The following is a 21,163-nucleotide window of genomic DNA, read 5'->3' on the forward strand; positions in this document are numbered from 1 at the left end:
GCACAGGCTGAGCTGATAATATTTCCCGAACGCATCATTTTGATCCGATAAGGGGAATCGATGGAAGACCGTCTTGCCCGCCTGGAAACTGTGCAGGCCATGCTGCTCGGCATCGGGCACTTGTCCGCCAGCTGCACCGACGTCACCGAGTTCATCGGCGCCGTGCACCGCGCGCTGGGCCGCATCATGTATGCGGAAAACTTCTACGTGACCCTGGCGGAACGGGAAGATGACACGGTCCGCTTCGTCTACTTCGCCGATGCGCGCGACGAAGGGCCGAGCCCGGACGAGCGGGTGCGGCTCGCCTCGCCCGACGAATCGCCGACGGCCTGGGTGATGCTCAACAAGCAGCCGCTCACGATGACGGGCGACGAGATGCGCGAGCGCGAGACGGGCATGGCGTGGGGCAGCGGCAGCCTCGCCGAGCATTGGATGGGCTGCCCGTTGCTCGACCAGCAGCACGAGATCCTGGGCGCCATCGTCATCCAGAGCTATGTGCCGGAACACAGGTACAGCGAGGAAGACCAGGCGCTGTTCGCGCTGATCGCGAACCACGTGTCGAACGCACTGCAAGGCCTGCAAAGCATGGACCGCCTCGAGCGCGCCGTGCAGGAGCGCACGCGCGCCCTCGCGCGCGAGGTGGCCGAGCGGCGCCGCGCGGAACAGGTGCAGCACGCGCTGTACCAGATCGCCGACTTGTCCGCGGCCGCCCTCGAGCCGGACGTCCTGGCCGCGAACCTGCACGACATCATCGGCGAGCTGATGATGGCGAAGAATTTCATCATCGCGCTCACGCACCCGGACACGGGTGAAATCAGCATCCCGTATTTTGCCGACGAAAAGGACAACGAGGCCCCGCACCAGCGCTTCCCGTTCGGCATGGGCATGGTGTCGTACGTGCTGCAGACGAAGCAGGCGCAGCTCCACGACGCCGGCAGCTTCGCGCGCCTGCACGCGGCGGGCAAGGTGAAGCACCCGCTGGGCAGCACGGACATCGCCAGCTGGATCGGCGCGCCGATGCTCGTGCATGACAAAGCGTACGGCGTGCTCGTCGTGCAGAGCTACGACCCGACCGTCGTCTACACGAAGGCCGACCTCGACCTGCTGGCGTTCATCTCCAGCCACGTCGCGGTGGCCATCGCGCGCATGCAGGCCGACCGCGCGATCCGCAAGGCGAAGGAAAGGCTGGAGCAGCAGAACGCCGCGCTGGAACAGGCGCTGCACCAGTTGCAGGAAGCGCAGTCGGAACTCGTGCGCAAGGAAAAGCTGGCGTCGCTGGGCCAGATGGTCGCCGGGGTCGCGCACGAGATCAACACGCCGCTGGGCATCTGCGTGACGGCCACGAGCCACCTCGTGCAGGAACTCAAGCTGACACGCGCGGAATTGGCGGCCGGTGCGATGACGGAAGACAGCCTGGATGCGTTCTTCGACATCGTCGACCAGTCGCTGCGCATCATGACGACGAACACGCAGCGGGCGGCGGCCCTCGTGCGCAGTTTCAAGCAGGTCGCTGTCGATCAGTCGTCGGACGACATCCGCAGCTTCAACCTGGGCACTTACCTGAACGAGGTACTGCTGTCGCTGCAGCCGAAGCTGAAGGGCCGGCCGATCGAAGTCGCCGTCGACTGCCCGAAAGACCTCGTGCTGGAGAGCTTTCCCGGCGCGGTGTCGCAGATCGTCACCAATATGGTCGTCAATTCGCTGATGCACGGCTTCGAACGCGACCAGTGCGGCCACATCACTGTGCACGCGGCGCTCGACGGCGACCACGTCGTCTTCGACTATGCCGATGATGGTGCCGGCATGGACGCGGAGACGCTGGCCAAGCTGTTCGACCCGTTCTTCACGACGAAGCGCGGCAGCGGCGGGAGCGGCCTCGGTGGCCACATCCTGTACAACCTCGCGACCAATGTGCTCGGCGGTTCGCTGCGCGTCGAGAGCAGCCCGGGGCAGGGCCTGCGCTACCACCTGCGCTTTCCGCGCAAGGCCGCGCGGCCCGTGCTGAAGGCGGCCTGAGCTAGCTGAACACGGAAGCGATCGCTTCGCATACGTGGTCGACGTCGGCCTCGTCCATCCCGCAGACATGTAGGGTGGGCTCCCCGAGCCCACGCGAAAGCCGGCTCCGTGCTGGCGTCACGCGTGGGCACGAAGTGCCCACCCTACCGGAACACGGAAGCGATCGCTTCGCATACGTGGTCGACGTCGGCCTCGTCCATCCCGCAGTGCAGGGGAATCGTGACGGTCTCGCGGCCGATGCGCTCCGCGTTGGGGAACTGTCCGTCGCGCCAGCCCAGGCTGCGGCCGAGCGTGGTCAGGTGCGACGGTTCGTACGAGAGGCCCGTCGCGATGCCCCGTTCGCGCAGCGCGGCGCGGAAGCTTTGGCGCGTCGTGCCGAGCGCTTCATACGGCAGCAGCACGCAGAACATGTTCCAGCTCTGGCCCGGCACGCCGCGCGGCGGCAGCACGGCGCCGTCGATGGCGGGGAACGCTTCGAAATAACGGTCCGCCAGGCGCTGGCGCTGCGCCAGGAAGCCCGGCAGCTGCGCCAGTTGCGCGAGCCCGATCGCGGCCGACACGTCCGACATATTGTATTTGCCGCTGGCGACGGCGACGTCGCGCGTGTCGTCCGGCTGGCGCTCGATGCCGTGGAAGCGCAGCACCTCGATGCGCCGCGCCATCGCCTCGTCGGGCACGACGATTGCGCCGCCCTCGATCGTCGTCATGTTCTTGTTGGGGTGGAACGAGAACGTGGCGATGTCGCCGAAGCTGCCGACGGGCTGCCCGTTCCACGTCGAGCCCTGCACCAGGGCCGCGTCCTCGATCACGCGCAGGCCGTGCTGGCGCGCCAGCGCGTACAGCGCATCCATGTCGCCCAGCGCGCCGGGGAAGTGCGTGGGCACGATCGCCTTCGTGCGCGGCGTGATGGCGGCGGCCGCCTGGTCGAGGTCGATCGCGCGCGTGACGAGGTCGCAGTCGACGAACACGGGGCGGGCGCCGACCTTGACGATCATGTTCATCGTCGAGAAGAAGCTCTGCGTGGACGTGATCACTTCGTCGCCCGGCCCGATGCCGCAAGCCAGCAGCGCCAGCTCCATCGCGCCCGTCGCGGAGGTCAACGTGCGGGTGGGCCGGCCGCCGAACGTGGCGGACAGCGCGCGCTCGAATTCCAGCACGCGCGGGCCGCTGGCGATCCAGCCCGTGCGCATCGTGTCGGCCATGGCGGCGATGGTGGCGTCGTCGAGCGCCGGTTGGGAAAAGTTCAGCATGGTCACGGTCGTCTTCAGGATGATGTCGGACCGGACATTCTAGCCCTACCCGACGAATGTCGCGGCAACGGGCTGCAGCGCCACCGGCATGGGCTCGACGGCAGGCGCGTTGGCGGCCGGCTCGTCGAACCGGTAGTCGCAGGCATCGTGCATGGCCCAGCCGCCGTCGCCGCGCAAGTGCAGCACGTGCGTGTGGTGGCGCAGTACGCCGGCGCGGTGGGCGATGCTGACGAGCGTGGCGCCATTGTCGCGCAGGCGCGCGTACAGCGACGCTTCGTTGCCGCTGTCGAGCGCACTCGTCGCCTCGTCGAGGATGACGATCGCGGGCTTGTGCACGAGCACGCGGCCGAAGGCGAGGCGCTGCTGTTCGCCGACCGACAGCAGCTTGTCCCAATCGTGCACGGCGTCCAGGCCACCCACGCGGTCGGCCAGCCGGGGCAGGTGGACGAGGTCGAGAATCTCCAGCAGCTGCTCGTCGCCGAGGTCCGTGCTGACGCTGGGGTAGATGAGCTGGCTGCGCAAGGTGCCCGACTGCAGATACGGCTGCTGGGGCAGGAAGAAGACGTCGTCAGCGGGCGGATGGTGGATGACGCCGCTGCCTTCCCGCCACAGGCCCGCGATCGCGCGCAGCAGCGAACTCTTGCCACAGCCGCTGTCGCCGGTGATCAGGAGGGCGTCGCCCGGCTTCAGGACGAGGCTCAGGTCCTTGATCAGCACGCGGTCGGATTGCGGCGGGCACAGGGTCAGCGCGTCCAGCGCGAGGTGCGTGCACGGCGTCATCCGGATGCGCGGACGCTCGTCGTTGGCTGCGGCCGCGGGCGCCGCGCCGGGCAGCACGAGAGCCGATAACGCCTGCAGGCGGCCGATGCCGGCGACGAAGCGGCTGAGGCTTTCGAAGTTGTCGACGATGACGCCGACGGCACCCAGCACCGCGGTGAACGCGCCCGCCGCCTGCGTCGCCCGGCCCACTTCGAGTTCGCCGGACAGCACGCCGCCGGCCAGGATCCCGTACGGCAGCACGACGGTGAGCTGGCTGAACGTGCGCTGGAAAAAATTCAGCGAACGCTGTTTCCTGATCAACCGCGCGAAATTGCGGATGACCTTGTCGAACGTGGCGTCGATGCGTGTGCGCTCCTGGCCTTCGCCGCGGTAGAACGCGATCGACTCGGCGTTCTCGCGCAGGCGCACGAGGCTGAAGCGGAAATCGGCCTCGCGTCGCAGCTGCCAGAAATTCAGCTGGATCAGCGGGCTGCCGAAGAAGTACAGGGCGACGATGTTGCCCGTGACGGCGTACGCCACCAGCACGGCCACGAGCACGTGCGAGATCGACCACAGCACGGCGCTGAAACCCACCAGCTGCATGATCGACCCGAGGAAGATCAGCAGGAAGTTGATGGATCGGCCCGTGAACGTGTTGATGTCCTCGCTGATGCGCTGGTCCGGATTGTCGATCGCGCTGCTCGCACCCAGCGCATAGTATTTGCGGCCCGCCAGGTAGCCGTCGAGGAAGCGTCCCGTGAGCCAGCGCCGCCACTTGTTCGCGAACACGTCGCGCATGTAGTAATAGAAGGCGTACGTCGGCACCGCGAACGCGAGGATGAACAGGCAGGCCCGTACCGACGTCCAGAAACGGTCGCCGTTGCGCGCCGCCAGCGCCGAGGTCAGCTCGCCGGTCTGGTTGTTCAGCATGACGGCCAGCTTGGTGTCGACGACCATCAGGACGATCAGCAGCATCAGCATTGTCCAGGCGCGCTTCTTTTCTTCGCCGAGCCAGTACGGCTTGGCCACGTTGACGAACTGCTTCCACGCGGCGAGCGACAGCGGCGCGGGCTTGGGTGCCGGGCCGTCGTCCGTCGCGGCGCCTGCGGGTGTGGAAGTGGGTGTGGTCATGATCGATCTCTGCGCGTCGGCGGCGGTGTTGTCTTCCCCTCAAGCTTAAGTTCGCACAACAGACCGTTCAGTGCGGAAACGGACATAGCAATGCCATTTGCGCGGCGTGTGTCACCGGCCGACGACAGGTGCATCGAGGGTTTTAAATAATGTTCTGCTGAAAAGGTTTTGTTTTGGAAAAATAATTTGGCAGGAACCATTTTTTACTCTTATCTCATATCGCTTTTTTATTTTGACTGCCGAGATTAGCGTGGATTGCCGTGGTTGCGTGCTCTGCAATTGTTCGAGGAATATTTTTGTTCCAGAGTGGAATATGGCTTCTCGCAGCCGAATGCGTTGCATTTGACCTGATCGGTACGGCGCCTGCATCGGGGCTGGTATTTTTTATGCATCCAGCGTTAAATTCCATCGGCTGGAACAGTTTCCGTTTGTTATGGTCGAATGTGGCGATTTTGTCGAGAATATTTACAGTTGGTGAAATTATTTTGAATTGCTTCGCCTAACTAATTGAAAAATACGGATTAGTGTTTTTGGCATATTGTTTGCTTACGTTCCGCTGGCGTGCATCCGGGCGGTAATATGCAAAAGAGCTAGCTCGATTGCATAATTCGCACGATCATTGTCCGATTGAACCAACCAAGCCGTTGACATTTCAATGCACTGGGCGGCACGCGTAAATGGGAGATTTTGGGGAGATTTTGGGGAGATTTTGCGCAGTCACACCGGAGGATATATGGAAAATCGATTGGGAAATTCGGTTCATGCCTGGGCCGATGCAGTGCGCTTGCGTATCCTGAGACGGATATTGTTGATCTTCACCCTGCTCGCGGCCAGTAGCGGAGCGAGCTACGCGGCAAGCTGGACCCCCGTGACCAACCTCGCACCCGCCGGCAGCGGCACGATGTTATTGCTGAGCGACGGGCGGGTGATGATGCAGGGCAATGGTGCTCAATGGCAAATACTATCTCCCAATGCGCTTGGCAGTTATATCGCCGGAACGTTTTCCTTGGCCGCCCCGACGAGCGTTGCGCGGCTTTATTTTGCCTCGCACGTCCTGCGTGACGGCAGGGTGTGGGTACTGGGAGGCGAATACGTCAATGGCAACCCGACATGGACGAACACGGGCGAAGTCTATAACCCGCTGACGAACAGCTGGTCCCCGATCGCGCCATACCCGCCCCAGCCTGAATGTCCATCGGGATGTTTTGGTGACGATCCATCGATGCTGCTGAACGGGGACAAGATCCTCGCCGGCAATTTGGCGAACAACACGAGTCGGCTCTACGATATCGCGACCAACACCTGGGGACCGCCGATCAACAAGGTGAACAACGACCGGAGCGACGAAGAAACCTGGGTAAAAATGGGCAACGGGCGGGTTCTCACGTACGACCTTTTCCAAAGCATCGCCGCTGGTGGCTCATACGCTGAAACCTTCAATCCCGCAACGAATACATGGGTCGATATCAGCCCAAGTAACGGTACGGCCAACGGGACGATCCCGCAGCTGAGTAGCGCCTTCCTGGGCTATGAGATGGGCCCCGCGTTCCGTTTGCAGGATGGACGGATTTTCCAGATTGGCGCAAACGAGAACACGGCTTTTTATAATCCGACGACAAATACGTGGTCTGCCGGACCCTCCAATCCTGGCTGGGGCGCTTATGATGCCGCTGCGGCAATCCTGCCAAATGGGCACGTCATTTTTGCCGCGAGCCCAACGTCCCGGCTTTTTAGTACGCCAACCCACCTGTTCGAATTCAACCCGGGCACGAACACGATTACGCCGCTTCCCGGCGTGCCGGCAGCGCTCCAGAATCAGCTCGACCAGATCCCATGCTACATAACACGCATGTTGATGCTTCCTACCGGGCAATTGCTCCTCACGGACGGCTTCAACCAGTTATGGATTTATACGCCGGACGGGCCGGTGAATCCGGCAATGCGGCCTGTCGTCAATCAGATCATCAATAATGGTGGCGGCAGTTTCACGCTCGGTGGGCAGCAGCTCAATGGCCAGTCGGCGGGGTCCAGTTATGGTGACGATGCCGAAAGCGATGAAAATTATCCGATTATCCGCTTGACGAACACGGTGACCGGCCTGGTGTATTACACCCGTTCGACGAATTGGAGTCATACCGATGTCGGCCCAGGGCCCGAAACGGTCAACTTTAATACGCCTGCCGGCCTGCCGTCTGGCCGATATTCCGTCGTTGCGGTGGGGGCGGGGATTCCGTCATTCCCGGTATTTACCTCTGTCCCATAATCAACGATCGGGCCGGATGTCTTTTCGAAATCCGGCTGATTTTCACGGCACACAAGAAGGGGATTTTCATGAAAAAATATTTGATTAATCTTTCCAAGTACCTGGGGATGTGCGTGCTGAGCATGGGCATATCGTCTCATGCGTTGGCCGACGTTATTTTTTCCAACTTCGGCCCGGGATACACATATAACGTCAGCAGCGGCAACGTCGTGGGCGACGGGTTCGATGGCAGCATTTACTCGGAAGGGGATAGCTTCGCGCCCATCCAGAACGCGGTGTTCGGTTCGCTCAGGATCGCGCTCTCTGAAGTCTTTCCCGGTTCCCAGGGCACTTCGTTGACGATCAGTCTCACGGCCGACAGCGGCAATGCGCCCGGCGCCGTATTGGAAAGCTGGTTGCTGGCCCCTGGCAGCCTCGGTCTGTTGGGTAACAACAATGCGCCCGTGGTGCTGAACTCGAGCCTGAACCTGATGCTTCTCGCCGGGACGGAATACTGGATTACCGCAAGCCTGGGTGGCATGGGCAATGCCGTCGCGTGGAACTGGAATTCCATTGGCGATATGAATGCCCATGCCATCAATGACGGGTCCGGTTGGTTTTCACCATCCGGGATGACACCCGGTGCCTTCGAGGTGGATTCGGCGGCGTCAGTTCCCGAGCCGTCGACACTCGCGCTCTTCGGCGTGGCGTTTGCGGGCATCGCTGCCCGCTCCCGGCGCAAACCTCGGCACCCAGGAGCACGCTGAATAGTTGATACGTTGCTCCCGCCGGTGCCGCAAGCGACAGCGCGCTTTGCGGCACCGGTTTATCGTCCTAAGCCTTCACGAACAACTCATCGAACCCCGTCGCCGGGTCGAACTCGCGGCGGAAGCGATGGCGCGGCAGCAGTGCGACGAGCACTTCGGCCGTCGTGCGCACGACGCAGCCCGGGCCGAGATGCCCACCCAGCACCCGCCCGCCGTCGTCGGCCACCGACACGTGCAGGTGCGGACCGTCCGGCGACAGCGAGCCACCCAACGTGAGGATTTCGAGGTCGCCGCGCAATTCCGTGAATTCCGACCGTCCGGCGAAGCGCAGCCGCGCGACGGACAGGCTGCCGATGCCTTGCAGGACGAAGGCGGCTTCCACGTGATGCTGCGCGACGAGGGCGTCGAGCACGGCCCGCAGGTCGTGGCCGGCGCCGATACGCAAGGGCAGGGTCTGCATGTGATTGTCCTCCTGGAGGCATTCTACGCCCGCCGGACAGGGCATTGTGAACGCGCCTCCCCACGCATTTTTCATTGCAAAAAAAACACACGTCAAGTTGATCGTTTTGAACATTTATTTCCGCCTGAACATATGTATAATCTCCAGTTCCTGAGGAGAACCGCGAAGATAAGCGGAGATGAAAAGAAGATGTCAACAAATTTCATGATTGCGGCCGCACTGGCCGTCACAATCTCCGGTTGCGCCGCTGTCGCGCCGGCCGCTGGAAATCAGTACACGAGCCGGGACGGCAAGCTGAACATCCGGGGCGAACTGGTTGATTCGTCGCGCGTCCACATCTTCGTCAATGGCGACAAGGTCATCGCCGACGAGGTCTCGCTCGTCACTGGCGACGGACGCTTCGACGGCAACTGGCAGGGCAAGCCTGTCAGCGCCGACTGTGCCACGGCGGCGGGCGGCAAGCTCGGTGCCACCTTGTGCACGGTCGTCGTCGGCGGCGAGCGTGTGACGCTGGCGCTGTAACGGGTCAGCGGGCGGCGGACAGGTTGGCCAGCAGCTCGACCAACTGGTCGATCTCGTAGGGCTTCGCCAGCACCTGCACGCCCGCGATCACGGCGCGCTGCTCGGTGTAGCCGGTGGCCAGTACGACGGGCAGGCCGGGGCGGCGCTCGCGCAGCAGGCCGGCCAGCTCGATGCCGCTCACCTTGCCGGGCATGACGATGTCGGAGAACACGACGTCGGCATCGAGTCCGGCGTCCAGCATGGCGAGCGCCTTGTCGCCGTCGGCCGCCACCATTACGTCGAAGCCGCAATCCTCCAGGCCGCGCACGACGGCCTCGCGCACGAGCGGGTCGTCTTCCACGAACAGCACGCGCCCGCTGCCGCGGCCCGGCGCCTGGCTGTCCGTGCGTCCGGCCACTGCCGACAGCGGTTGCTGCGAGCGCGGCAGGTAGATGTCGATCGTGGTCCCGGCGCCGACGGTGCTCGCCACCGTCAGCCACCCGCGCGACTGGGTGGCGAACGCATAGGCCTGGGGCAGTCCAAGACCCGAGCCCTGGCCGGGCGGCTTCGTCGTGAAGAACGGGTCGAGCGCACGCGCCAGCACGTCGGGTGGCATGCCCGTGCCGGTGTCGGTCACGCGCACACGCACGTAGTCGCCGCCCGTGCGTTCCGCGGTCGGCTCCAGGGGGCAGTTGTGCACCTCGATGGCGAGGCGGCCGCCGTCCGGCATGGCGTCGCGCGCATTGATCGCCAGGTTCAGCAGCGCGAGGTCGAACTGCACGGGATCGATGGTCACGGGCCACACGTCGTCGCCGCACTGCACTTCCACGCGCGTGCCCTGGCGCAGCACGCCCCGCAGCAGTTGGACGGAGCCGCGTACCTGTTCGGCCGGGGCGACCGTCAGCAGGCGCGCGTCCTGCAGGCGGCCGAACGACCCCAGGCGCGTCGTGAGCGCGGTGGCGCGGCTGACCGTGCGCTTGCACGTGTCGATCAGGTTCAGCACCTTCGGCTGGTTCGCGGTCAGCGCGGCCAGGTGCAGCGCCGTCGTCAGCGTCTGCAACAGGTTGTTGAATTCGTGCGCGATGCCGCCCGTGAGGCGGCCGAGGGCTTCCAGCTTCTGGCCGCGCACGAGGGCGGTCTGGGCGCGCTCGCTGGCGGCAACGGCCTCGGCCACGCGCTGCTCCTGCTCGGCCTGCGCCGTCAGGATCCGGCGGCTGGCCTCGGCCATGCGCTGCGCCACCGCGTCGATCTCGATGACGCCTTGCGGCTCGTAGCGAACTTCGCGGCCCGCGCCCAGGTCTTCGGCGCGGCGGCCCAGGTATTCGATCGGGATGGCGGCACGACGCGCGAACCAGCGCGCGGCCACCGACGCCAGCACGAGGAGCACGGCCATGATCGCCGCGAGGAACGCCGCTGCGTGCAGCGGCACGCGGCGCAGGTCCGCCGTCGGGATGCTGACGAGCACCTTCCAGTCCGACCCGGGTACGGTGCTGTAGAACGCTTGGACGGGGATGCCGGCCAGGTTGTTGCTCGAGAAGACGCCTTCGCGGCGGGCGGCGAACTGCGCCATCGCCACGCTGCTGAGGGGGCGTCCCCGGTACAGGTCCGGATCGAGCGTGCGCGCGACGACGCGGCCGCCGCGGTCGACGATGGTGGCCTGCCACTCCGTCGGGAAGCGCTGTTCCAGCAGCAGGCCCTGCATCGTGGCGGCGTTCACGCCCATCGACAGGAAGTAGCGAATCTGGCCGTCGATGTGCACCGGCACCTGGATCGCGAAGTCGTGGCGCCGGCCGATCGGCGACACGAACAGGTCGGACACGAGCGTGCGGTCGGCGCCGTCGCGCCGCATCAGGTCGCCGATGTTCGACGCGCGCTGCTGGGGCAGCGGCGTGCCCGGCGCTGCGCGCGTGTTGAGCAGCTGGCGCCCGTCGGGAGAGAACAGGATGATCGTCGTCTCGGCGGTCGGCGCGAGCGAGCTGGCGTGGTGGAAAAAGGTGGCGAAGTCGCCGCGGGCCAGCGCGGGCGAGTTCGCCAGCGCGCGCAGGACGCCTTCCTTCGCTTCCAGTTCGTTGTCGACCACGAGGGCGAAGGCCCGCACGGCTTCCTTGACGCTCGTCTCCTGGGCATGCCGCTCTTCCTGGTAAACGTACCCGACGGCCAGCACCGCCGCGACGAAGGCGGGCACCAGGATCGCGAGAATCAGGAGCAGCAGTCGGGTTCGGATACGCATGAGCAGGAAGGGCAGTCGCGACAACGTTGCCTCGAAGCCCAGCATACTACCCGACAATGTCGGGCTTGTCGTGGCTTGACGGTTTTAGTTCAGTCCGGCCACCGCTCGTTGATGTCCGCCGCCTTGTCGAGATTGCGGATCAGAATGTCGACATAATAGGGATCGAGGTGAAGGCCGGCCACTTCGTGCAGGTAGTCGCGCACCTGGTCGATCGGCCACGCCTTCTTGTACACGCGCTCGTGGGTGAGGGCGTCGAACACGTCGGCCACGGCCACGATGCGGGCGTACGGGTGGATGTCCTCGCCCTTCAGGCCCTGCGGATAGCCGCTGCCGTCCCATTTCTCGTGGTGCTGGTGGGCGATCACGGCGGCCGCCTTCAGGATCGGGCGCTGCGAACCGTCCAGGATCTGCAGGCCGATGGTCGGATGCTGCTTCATGACGACCCATTCCTCGGGCGTGAGGCGGCCTGGCTTGAGCAGCACCGCGTCCGGCGTGGCGATCTTGCCGATGTCGTGCATCGGCGCCGCATGCATCAGTACGGCCGTCTCGTCGTCCGGCATGCCCGATTCCTGGGCCAGCAGATGGCACACCTGGGCCATGCGGCGCACGTGGTTGCCGGCCTCGTTCGAGCGCGACTCGACGACGTCGCCCAGGCGCAGGATCAGCTCGGCTTGCGTGTCCGTGATTTCCTGGTTCAGCAGGATGTTATCGAAGGCAATGGCCACGCCCGAGCAAAATACGTCGAGCAATTGCACGTCGACCTCTCCGATTTCCTCGACACCCTTGAGCACCAGCAGCGACGCCTTGCCGCTATTGTTCGGGAAATAGCCGACATACGTGTCGCCGTGCAGCTTGGAGATGCGGTTGTGGCGTGCCTCGTCCAGCTGGGCGATCAGTTCCGGGCCGATGGTGTGGTCGCCCACGTCGCCGATGCGCGCGAGGATCTCGTACTGGCTTTCGCCCGTGATCACGCTGGCGCCGGCCACGCGCAGCAGCATGCTCTGCTCCAGGCGCAACAGGGCGACGACCTGCTGCAGCAGGCCGCTGGCGAAATCCTTCAGGTTGCGCTGCTTGAACAGATGGGCCGACGCGGAGATCACGCGCTCCAGGCCCTCGCGGTAATTCTGCTGGACGCGGCGGGCTTCCTCGACCTTCATGATGTCGCGGTAGGCGCGCAGGGCGGCGAACGTCGTCGTGAACAGCTTGGTGCGGTCGAGTTCCGTCTTTTCCTTGTAATCGTTGATGTCGTAATCGACGATCACGCGCTCCTCGGGCGCCTGGCCCGGCTGGCCCGTGCGCAGCACGATGCGGGTGAACTGGTTGTCCAGATCCTGGCGCATCCAGCGCGCCACTTCCAGGCCGCTGTCTTCGCGCTCCATGACCACGTCCAGGAACACGAGGGCGATGTCCTTCTCGCGCGCGAGGATATCCTTCGCCTCCGCGCCGCTGTACGCGTGCAGGAACGACAGGCTGCGCCCGTCCAGGCGGAAACGGGAGAGTGTGAGCTTGGTGATGTCATGGATGTCCGGTTCGTCGTCGACGAGCAGGACTCTCCATGGTGCAAGCTTCGGCGCGGTTGAGGACAGGAAGGACATTTGACGATCCAATCTCTTAGTATTCGGGAAAGAGCAATGGCATTGCATTAGAGCAGCACCAGTCCGAAATGATTGTAGTATGGGCAGCGACCATTAACAACAAGAAATATTAATGACGCAGCGCAATAAGTCACAATGTCGCAACGTGTTGCTTCCCTGTCATTTGCGCCGTGGCCGCATGGCTCATTGATATAGTTTCTGGCAGCGCTCGCACCAGAAGCTGCGCCGGTTCGTCCGGCCGAGGTGCCCTTTGTGGAACGGGATGTGGCAGCGGGGGCAGGTCTTCTGGTTATGTGCGAGCCAATGCTTCTTGAGGGTGAATTCCTTCTTCCATTCGAGGAAGTCGAAGCTGTACTGGCGCGCTTCCTGCACGAGCGCGCGCAGCTTGGCGGGCGGCAGCGCGCCCACGGTCGAGCGCGGGTCCACGCGGATGCGGAACAGCACCTCGTTCTTGATGATGTTGCCGACGCCGGCGAAGATGTCCTGGTCGAGCAGCGCGTCGCACGCGAGCGTGTCCGGCGCCGATCTTAATTTCTTGCGGGCCTTCGCGGGGTCCCACGCGTCGGACATCACGTCCGCGGCCCAGTCGTAATAGGCGTCGATGTCGCAGTCGATTTCCTTCACGGAGCACGCATAGAAATTGAGCTCGCCGCCGTCCGCGAAGCCGAGCGACAGGCGCGGGGGCTTGTCGCGTCCCTCGTCCACCCGATAGGTGCCGAACAGCAGGAAATGGATGCGCACGACCATCGTCGGCATCTGGATGAGGAAATGCTTCCCCCACGTGCGCAGCGCGATGACGGGCTGGCCGACGAGGCGCGTCGTGTCGATGGCCCACGTATTGCCTTCCGCGCGCACGATCTTCTGGCCCACGAAACGGGCTGTCTGTTCTTTGAGGATGACCAGCGACGGGCCCTCCGGCATGATGTTTCCTTCGTTGTGCTCGGTTGTACCGCTTCCCGCGATTGTGCTGTCCAAGCGCCCGGCGCACCTGTGCGGCGACTAACATTTCGATACAAACTTTGACGATCTTGTAACGGACAACGGCCTGCGAACAGGCGTATAAGAATCCTATCCGGTAAAGATGACGGATGACGCAACACGAAAGGAAGACATCATGAAACCGTTCATGAAAACCCTGGCCCTGGCGGGCCTGCTGGTGCTGGCCGCGGGCAATGCATCGGCCGCGGTGAGCGTGACGTGGATCCACCCCGAGAATTTCCACGACCTGCCGTTCCCGACCTGGGAACGCAACGAGATGCTGGACCAGATCTCCGACCACTTCAAGAAGCTGGGCGCGAACCTGCCGCCGGGGCAGGACCTGCGCATCGAGATCACGGATTTCGACCCGGCCGGCCGCCTCGTTCCCAGCATCCGCCTGGGCCGCGACCTGCGCGTCATCAGCGGGCGCGCCGACTGGCCGCGCATGGACCTGCGCTACGCGGTGGAGCAGAACGGCCAGGTGGTCAAGAGCGGCGAAGCGAAGCTGCAGGACATGAATTACCAGCAGACGTACAGCCACTACTTCGATTCGGAGCCGCTGCGCTACGAAAAGCAGATGATCGACGACTGGTTCGATAAAACGATTGCGCCTGTGCGCAAGCGGTGATGGTGGGCGCGTCTCATTGGATTGATGCCCCGGCCTCAAATACCCACTCAACGACCGACGTCAGCGTCGTAGGTAGGCACCCTGTGCCCACGCGGAAGCCGGCATGACGCGAACGTCACGCGTGGGCGGAGGGCCGCCCACCCTGCGGCTGTCGTTATCTGTCGCCGCGGCCCTTGCGGTCGCGCACCGTGTAGTCGGCCGGCACGGTGAACAGCGCGGCGGCGGGTTCCTCGCGCCGCACGTTCTCGAGCCGGAACACGACGTCGCCGCTGCGCGGGTCGCTGTGCTTCGTGTAGACGGTCACCTGCAGGTCCGGCGCCGTCCACGTCTCGTCCGAGACCACGATGGGATTGCGGTTGCCGAGCGCGCCGGCCGGAATCTCGTAGCTGCGTAGTTTGCCCTCGGCCTTGATGCCGCCGACGTCGCGTGTGCCCAGGTCCTTCGTGACCGCCTTCGATGCCCATTTCAGGTCGGCGAAGGCGCCGTTCATCAGCGGCGCCACCTGCATCTGCGCGTCGCGCAGCGCCGTGTCGCCTCCCGCCAGCGCCCGCGGTACCTGGATGCGCACGTCGCGCTGGCGCTCGGCGTCGCCCGCACCTTCGACCCGCTTGACGATGATGTCCTCGCCGCCGTCCTTGCGCGTGTGCGCGATCCGGACGGCCGAACGGTCGCGCGGATGCAGGATCAACGTCGCACCGGCCGCCGGGTCGTTGATCGTGACGGTGACGACTTCGCCGTCGGCGTCGCGGATTTCCTGGCGCGTACGGCCGGCGCCATCGCGGTACGTCATCGTCGTGCGGCGGATGGCGATCTGGTTGCCGTCGGCCAGCGCCTGCGTGCGCTCGGTCACGACCTGCGCGGTGTACGGTGCATTCTTGACGACGTTCATACGCATCGTCGTGATGCCGCGGCGCGCGTCGTGGTCCAGTGAATCGAAGTGGACCGTCACGGCGCCGTCCGCGGCACGGCCGGCGCGCGCGTCCTGGGCGTGCGCGGGCGCGAAAAGGGCGACCAGTAAAGTCGCAAGCAGCAGGTGTCGGGTGGTCATGGCATCCTCTCGTGGTTATTGGATGGCGGAGACGCGCAGCGCCAGCGGCTGGCCGTCGGCCGCGACGAGCATCTCGGCGCGCACGGAATCTCCCGCGTTTTCCGGCGTCAGCGGCAGGCCCAGCGCGGCCAGGCTCGTGCGCGGCACGTCGGCGGCGACCAGGCGCGGCGCCGGTTCCGCGGCGATCCGCTCGGCCGAATCCAGCGCGATGAACGGCCCGTTGTCGTCCAGCGCGGCGAGGGAGTGTGCCCCGTCGTCGGCGGCGCCGGGCGTGCGCAGGCCCAACGCAAGCACGAGCAGCGCGGCTGCGGCGCCGGACACGCCGCCCGCCAGCAGCCACCGGCGCGCGAACGGCGTGTGATACCAGCGCCGCCGCGGCGGATGCAGCCGGGCGAACGCGTGCAGCAAATCCTTTTCCACGCCGCGCGGCGTGTCCAGCCGTTCCACTTCCGCGCGCAGGGCGCCGAACAGGGGATCGCGATGGGTCGTGTGTCGGGTGTCCATGGTGGCTTTCCTTCTCATGCCGCGTTGGCCGTGGCGTGCCAGCCGGCCAGGCGCTTGGCGAGCGCCGCGCGTCCGCGTGACAGGCGCGAGCGCACGGTGCCGATGTCGACCTGGCAGATGTCGGCGATGTCGGCGTACGACAGGTCGTGCATCTCGTACAGGATGACGGCGTCGCGGTAATGCGGCGCCAGCAGCGCCAGCGCGCGCCGTACTTCCTCGGCCGCCTCGTTGTCCAGCAGGCGCGCCAGCGGGCAGGCGTCGTCGGCCGCCTGCGCCGCGCCGTCGTCCTCGTCGTCCGCGTTCGGCAGGACGACGTGGCGCAGGTGCGCCGTCTCGTTCTTCAGGATCAGGTTGCGCGCGACGCCGAACAGGAAATGCTGCAACGCGCCGCGCAGCGGGTCGAACCGGAAGCGTTCCGTCAACAGGCCCATGAACGTTTCCTGCACGACGTCGGCGGCCGTGTCCGCCGAACCGCAGCGCAGCAAAGCGAAGCGGTACAGCGGCCCCTGGTGGCGCCGGTACAAGGCCGCAAAGGCGTCGGCGGCGCCGCCGCGCATCTGGCGCAGCAGGTCGGTGTCGGAAGTGGTCGTGAGCATGGGTCGTTATGTTTACCTGTATTCCGGCGGCGGGCGCGGAAAGTTCCAGGTTTTTGACGGCCACCTGCTCAATCGACCCAGTTCACCCGTTCGAACTTGGCGCGGAATTCGTCCGGCATGACGACGACCTGGCTCCTCTTGTAGTTGAAGAAGACGAAGCCCTGCTTGGCCATCGCGACGAGGACCTTGTCCTTCGGACGCGTGACGCGGAACGTGATGTCGCCGCCGTATTTGTTGAAGTCCATGACGCCCACTTCGAACAGCAGTTGGTCGCGCGCGTGCGCCTCGGCGCGGTACGTGGTCGCGAGGTCCGTGACGATGATGCCGGTGCCGTCGCGCTCCGCCTCGGCCACGCCGTATTCGAACAGGAAGCGGGCACGCGCCTCGGAGATCATCGAGATCATCGAGTCGTTGCCGAGGTGGTTGCCGGCGTTGATGTCGGTGACGCGCACCGTCAGCAACGTCGTGTAATAGTACTGGTCTTCGGGGAAGGTGAGGGTCAGTCGTGCCATGGCTGGATTGGTCGAGGAGGCTACAGTGGTCAGCGGGTGAGGCGATAGATCAGCAATGCCGCGCGGATGGCACCCCGTTCGATCGAGCCCACGTCCAGGTCTTCGTCCGGCGAATGGGCGCCGTGGCCGCTCGCGCCCAGGCCGTCGAGGCTGTCGACGAGCGGTGCGACGAACTGGATGTCGCCCGCGCCGCGCGCTTCGGCCGGCACGGCGCCGATGGGGCCCAGCCCCGCATCCTGGCTGGCGCGCGCATACAGGCCGAGCAGTTTCAGGTTGCCTGGCGTGACGGCCATCGGCGGATACGAATCGTGGAACGCGATGGTGGCACTGGTGCCCTGCAGGCTGTGCGCGACGATGTCGCGCATGCGCGCCTGTGCGCGGTCGCGTTGCGGATAGTCCAGGTAGCGCAGGTCGGCCTTCACGACGGTCGTGTTGGCGATCACGTTCGTCTTGCCGAACGCCGTGCCGCGCGAGTTGGCATCGTCCAGCGCGACCTCGGTGCCGCCCAGGATCACGCCCGGGTTGAACGTGAGGCCCGGTTCCGCGACCTCGCGCCGGAACGCGTCGAGGATGCGCGCCGTCTCGTACACGGCGCCGTAGCCGTTGGTGCCGAACACGCCCATCGAGTGACCCTGGCGGCCCTGCACCTGCAGTTCCCACGTGGCGGTGGCGCGCCGGCCCACGGTGGCCGTCGCCTGGCCGTTCTTGTCCGGGATGTTGCTTTCGAAGCTGAGGGCGACGTCGCTGCGCTTGGCGAGTTCCACCATGTCGCCGCGCGAGACGCTCTTCGGATTGCCCGCTTCCTCCTCGTCGCCCGTGAACATGACGGCGATGCGCGCGCCGTCCAGGGCGCCCGCGCGCTGCAGGGCGCGCAGTGCCTCGATGACGATCACGTCGCCGCCCTTCATGTCGGACACGCCCTGGCCGCGCACGCGGCCGCCCGCGCTGTCCTGCCATGCGGGGACCGGCGAGCCCGGCTCGAACACGGTGTCGAGGTGACCCAGCAGCAGCAAGCGCTTGCCCCGGTTGCCGTCGCGCGTGGCGACGAGGTGGCCGGCGCGGTGCATCTCGGGCGGCATGTCGATCCAGCGTGTGCGGAAGCCGAGTTCGTCGAACGCCTTGCGGAACAGCTGTCCGACGTCGCGCACGCCCCGTGCGTTCATCGTGCCGCTGTTGATGCGCACGCTCTGTTCGAGCAGCGCGAGGGCCTGCGGCGCATGGGCCTTCACTGCCGCGACGATCTTCTGCTCCGTCGGGTCCAGGTTGTCGGCCCGGGCCGTATGTACGCACGCCAATGCCGCCGCCAGCAGCGCGCCTGTCATCCTGCGCATCGTGAGCCTTCCAAAACAATGATGCGCAACTGTACACCGATTCGGGACGCCTGCGCGTCCTCACAGGCTGCGCAGGATGAAGCCGCAACCGGCCACCATGCACAGGCCGCCGACGAGGCGCTTGACCAGGCCCGCATCGATGCGATGGATGGCGACGGCGCCGCCCAGCACGCCGACCGTCTCGAAGGCGCCGATGAAGGCAGCCAGTCCGTAGTCGACGTCGGCGTAATGCAGGTTGGCGAGCGAACCGGAGAGGGCGCCGACCGTCTGCAGCACCTGGCCGACGCCGATCGCCGTCAGCACGGGATAGCCGCACATGACCATCAGCGGTACCGACAGCACGGGCCCGCCGACGCCCGTGAGGCCGGACAGGAAGCCGGTCACGATGCCGATGGCGACGAGGACGACGCGGCGCCGGCGCGCATCCCGCGGCATCGCATGCGCCATACCGCCGGCGCTGCCTGCGAGCGTCTGGATGCCGACGGCGAGGATGAGCGCCGCGAGCAGCGCCGACAGCACCCCCGTGTCGAGGCCGTGGCCGAGCCATGCGCCGGCATAGCCGGCCGGTGCCGCGCCGACGCAGACCGGCCGTGCCAGGGTCCAATCGAGGCTGCCCTTGCGGTGGAAGTAGAACGCGCCGGCGATGCCCGTGAACACGAAGGTCAGCAACGACAAGGCCATGGCCCGGTGCAGGTCCATCGCCATCAGGACGGTCAGCGCGGGCGGCATGAAGAAACCGCCGATGCCGGCCGCGCCCACGAGGGCGCCGATGGCAATGGAGGTCAGTGCGAGGCTCGCGGACGTCGGCATGGCTCCCGATCGACGTGATTGGTAAATCTCATTATAACTGGGTATGACGAGTTTGCGAAAGGCTCAGGCGACAAGCTGTTTTTGACGATCCTCCCGCAGCGCCGCCAGCAGTGCAGGCACGACGTCGAACAAGTCGCCGACGATGCCATAGTCGGCCACGCCGAAGATCGGCGCGTCCGCATCCTTGTTGATGGCGACGATGACCTTCGCGGCGCCGATGCCGGCCAGGTGCTGGATCGCGCCGGATATCCCGATCGCGAGGTACAGGTCGGGCGCGACGACCTTGCCTGTCTGGCCGACCTGCAGGTCGTTGCCGGCGAACCCGGCGTCGACCGCCGCGCGCGACGCGCCGATGGCGGCGCCCAGGGCATCCGCCAGCGGCTCGAGCATCCTGAAATGATCGCCGGAGCCGAGACCGCGCCCGCCCGCCACGACGACGCGTGCCGACGCCAGCTCCGGCCGCTCGGACATGGTCCGCGCTATCGCGACGACGCGCGCCGTGCGGGCATCCTCGACCGGCGTCACGTCCTGCACGACCGCTTCGCCGCCGGTGCGCTGCGCCGCGTCGAAACTGATGGCGCGCACGGTGAGCACCTTGACGGGGTCGAGCGCCCGGACGGTCGCGATGGCGTTGCCCGCGTAGATGGGACGCTCGAACACGTCGGGCGCCACGACGCGCGTGACTTCCGAGATCTGGCCGGCGTCCAGTCCCGCGGCGATGCGCGGCATGACGCTCTTGCCGAACGTGCTCGCCGCGGCCAGCACGTGGGTGTACGGATGCGCGGCCAGCACGTGCAGCGCCTGCGCGGCGACATTTTCCGCGAGGCCGTGCGCGAGGTGCGCGGCCGTGGCGACCAGCACCGTCGCCACGCCGGCGACACGGGCGGCGCCGTGCGCGGCTGGGCCGCATTCGTGTCCCGCGACGAGCAGGTGGACGTCGCCGCCGCACAGGCGCGCCGCGCCGACCGCATGCAGCGTGGCCGTGCTCAGCGCCGCGTCGTCGTGTTCTGCAATGACCAGTACCGTCATGATGGCTCCTTCGATGATGTTCAGATGACGTGCGCTTCGTGCTTCAGGCGGTGGACGAGCGCGGCGGCGTCCCGCACGAGCACGCCGGGCTTGCGCTTCGGCGGTGCGTCGACGTGCAGCGTGTGCCAGCGCGGTGCGAGGTCGACGCCCAGCGTTTCCGCGCGCACGACGTCGAGCCGCTTCTTCTTCGCCTTCATCAGGTTCGGGAGGCTGACGAAGCGCGGCGCGTTCAGGCGCAGGTCCGCCGTCACGACGGCCGGCAGCGCAAGTTCCACCGTCTCGACGCCGCCGTCGACGTCGCGTGTGACGGTCAGGTTGGCTCCGGCGACGCGCACGCTCGACGCGAACGTGCCCTGGGGCCAGCCCAGCATGGCCGCCAGCAGCTGGCCGGTCTGGTTGCAGTCGTCGTCGACGGCCTGCTTGCCGAGGATGACCAGTTGTGGCACTTCGCGCCGGACGATCGCTGCCAGCAGCCTGGCGACCGCGAGCGGCTGCAGTTCGGCATCCGTCTGCAGCAGGATGGCGCGGTCTGCGCCCATGCCCAGCGCCGTGCGCAGGACGTCCTGGCATGCATCGGGGCCGCAGGACACGGCGATGACTTCCGCCGCATGCCCCGCTTCCTTCAGCCTCACGGCTTCTTCCACGGCGATCTCGTCGAACGGGTTGATGGCCATCTTGACGTTGGCGAGGTCGATGCCCGAGCCATCCGCCTTCACGCGCACCTTGACGTTCGGATCCACGACCCGCTTCACGGGGACCAGTATGTTCATCATGGC

The 21,163-nt window shown here is 65.8% G+C and carries 19 protein-coding genes; 5 read left to right on the forward strand and 14 right to left on the reverse strand.

Features of this window, described 5'->3' with window-relative positions; genetic code table 11:
- Positions 1–60 precede the first annotated feature (60 nt).
- Complete coding sequence (locus HAV22_RS13290) at positions 61–2,016, forward strand: GAF domain-containing sensor histidine kinase (protein WP_166859560.1); 1,956 nt, start codon at positions 61–63, stop codon at positions 2,014–2,016.
- 143 nt (positions 2,017–2,159) lie between these two features.
- Here HAV22_RS13290 and HAV22_RS13295 read toward each other — a convergent pair whose 3' ends face one another.
- Together HAV22_RS13295 and HAV22_RS13300 are read right to left on the reverse strand one after the other, a co-directional pair.
- Positions 2,160–3,287: a DegT/DnrJ/EryC1/StrS family aminotransferase gene (locus HAV22_RS13295; protein ID WP_371869653.1), complete on the reverse strand. Its 1,128-nt coding sequence runs from the start codon at positions 3,285–3,287 to the stop codon at positions 2,160–2,162.
- A gap of 24 nt (positions 3,288–3,311) precedes the next feature.
- Entirely contained in the window at positions 3,312–5,156 is a 1,845-nt protein-coding gene (locus HAV22_RS13300; protein WP_166859562.1) for an ABC transporter ATP-binding protein/permease, read from the reverse strand.
- 733 nt (positions 5,157–5,889) lie between these two features.
- Here HAV22_RS13300 and HAV22_RS13305 point away from each other — a divergent pair.
- Together HAV22_RS13305 and HAV22_RS13310 are read left to right on the forward strand one after the other, a co-directional pair.
- On the forward strand, positions 5,890–7,419 hold the full coding sequence (locus tag HAV22_RS13305; RefSeq protein ID WP_166859563.1) for a Kelch repeat-containing protein: 1,530 nt from the start codon (positions 5,890–5,892) through the stop codon (positions 7,417–7,419).
- Between the two features lie 68 nt (positions 7,420–7,487).
- Positions 7,488–8,165: a PEP-CTERM sorting domain-containing protein gene (locus tag HAV22_RS13310; protein WP_166859564.1), complete on the forward strand. Its 678-nt coding sequence runs from the start codon at positions 7,488–7,490 to the stop codon at positions 8,163–8,165.
- Positions 8,166–8,232: 67 nt separating this feature from the next.
- Here the strand turns inward: HAV22_RS13310 and HAV22_RS13315 are convergent, their stop codons facing one another.
- The gene (locus tag HAV22_RS13315; protein ID WP_166859565.1) at positions 8,233–8,625 is read right to left on the reverse strand and encodes a PPC domain-containing DNA-binding protein; all 393 of its coding nucleotides are present in this window, start codon (positions 8,623–8,625) and stop codon (positions 8,233–8,235) included.
- A 189-nt stretch (positions 8,626–8,814) separates the two neighbouring features.
- Here HAV22_RS13315 and HAV22_RS13320 point away from each other — a divergent pair, with 189 nt between their 5' ends.
- A complete protein-coding gene (locus HAV22_RS13320) occupies positions 8,815–9,147 on the forward strand; it encodes a hypothetical protein (protein ID WP_166859566.1) in 333 nt (110 codons plus the stop codon).
- Between the two features lie 4 nt (positions 9,148–9,151).
- On the opposite strand, the gene HAV22_RS13325 is transcribed toward HAV22_RS13320, so the two are convergent.
- The 3 genes from HAV22_RS13325 to HAV22_RS13335 form a co-directional block, all read right to left on the reverse strand.
- Positions 9,152–11,356 carry a hybrid sensor histidine kinase/response regulator gene (locus HAV22_RS13325; protein ID WP_166859567.1) on the reverse strand — a complete coding sequence of 735 codons (2,205 nt, stop codon included), beginning with the start codon at positions 11,354–11,356 and terminating at the stop codon, positions 9,152–9,154.
- Between the two features lie 89 nt (positions 11,357–11,445).
- Positions 11,446–12,951, reverse strand: coding sequence for an HD domain-containing phosphohydrolase (locus tag HAV22_RS13330; RefSeq protein ID WP_166859568.1), 1,506 nt, complete (start codon positions 12,949–12,951; stop codon positions 11,446–11,448).
- A 183-nt stretch (positions 12,952–13,134) separates the two neighbouring features.
- On the reverse strand, positions 13,135–13,872 hold the full coding sequence (locus HAV22_RS13335) for a DNA-formamidopyrimidine glycosylase family protein (RefSeq protein ID WP_166859569.1): 738 nt from the start codon (positions 13,870–13,872) through the stop codon (positions 13,135–13,137).
- Between the two features lie 205 nt (positions 13,873–14,077).
- Here HAV22_RS13335 and HAV22_RS13340 point away from each other — a divergent pair, with 205 nt between their 5' ends.
- The gene (locus HAV22_RS13340; protein ID WP_229421218.1) at positions 14,078–14,557 is read left to right on the forward strand and encodes a DUF3016 domain-containing protein; all 480 of its coding nucleotides are present in this window, start codon (positions 14,078–14,080) and stop codon (positions 14,555–14,557) included.
- Between the two features lie 154 nt (positions 14,558–14,711).
- Here HAV22_RS13340 and HAV22_RS13345 read toward each other — a convergent pair whose 3' ends face one another.
- The 8 genes from HAV22_RS13345 to HAV22_RS13380 form a co-directional block, all read right to left on the reverse strand.
- On the reverse strand, positions 14,712–15,605 hold the full coding sequence (locus HAV22_RS13345) for a hypothetical protein (protein WP_166859571.1): 894 nt from the start codon (positions 15,603–15,605) through the stop codon (positions 14,712–14,714).
- 15 nt (positions 15,606–15,620) lie between these two features.
- Positions 15,621–16,109, reverse strand: a complete 489-nt coding sequence (locus HAV22_RS13350) for a hypothetical protein (RefSeq protein WP_166859572.1) — start codon at positions 16,107–16,109, stop codon at positions 15,621–15,623.
- A 14-nt stretch (positions 16,110–16,123) separates the two neighbouring features.
- Positions 16,124–16,705: an RNA polymerase sigma factor gene (locus tag HAV22_RS13355; RefSeq protein ID WP_166859573.1), complete on the reverse strand. Its 582-nt coding sequence runs from the start codon at positions 16,703–16,705 to the stop codon at positions 16,124–16,126.
- Between the two features lie 68 nt (positions 16,706–16,773).
- Positions 16,774–17,217, reverse strand: coding sequence for a thioesterase family protein (locus HAV22_RS13360; protein ID WP_166859574.1), 444 nt, complete (start codon positions 17,215–17,217; stop codon positions 16,774–16,776).
- A gap of 29 nt (positions 17,218–17,246) precedes the next feature.
- Positions 17,247–18,548 carry a M20/M25/M40 family metallo-hydrolase gene (locus HAV22_RS13365; protein ID WP_166859575.1) on the reverse strand — a complete coding sequence of 434 codons (1,302 nt, stop codon included), beginning with the start codon at positions 18,546–18,548 and terminating at the stop codon, positions 17,247–17,249.
- A gap of 60 nt (positions 18,549–18,608) precedes the next feature.
- The gene (locus HAV22_RS13370) at positions 18,609–19,358 is read right to left on the reverse strand and encodes a sulfite exporter TauE/SafE family protein (RefSeq protein ID WP_166859576.1); all 750 of its coding nucleotides are present in this window, start codon (positions 19,356–19,358) and stop codon (positions 18,609–18,611) included.
- Between the two features lie 63 nt (positions 19,359–19,421).
- Complete coding sequence (locus HAV22_RS13375; RefSeq protein WP_166859577.1) at positions 19,422–20,387, reverse strand: electron transfer flavoprotein subunit alpha/FixB family protein; 966 nt, start codon at positions 20,385–20,387, stop codon at positions 19,422–19,424.
- A 20-nt stretch (positions 20,388–20,407) separates the two neighbouring features.
- Positions 20,408–21,157: an electron transfer flavoprotein subunit beta/FixA family protein gene (locus HAV22_RS13380; protein ID WP_166859693.1), complete on the reverse strand. Its 750-nt coding sequence runs from the start codon at positions 21,155–21,157 to the stop codon at positions 20,408–20,410.
- Positions 21,158–21,163 lie beyond the last annotated feature (6 nt).

It is taken from the genome of Telluria antibiotica (assembly GCF_011682055.1).
GTDB lineage: Bacteria > Pseudomonadota > Gammaproteobacteria > Burkholderiales > Burkholderiaceae_D > Telluria > Telluria antibiotica.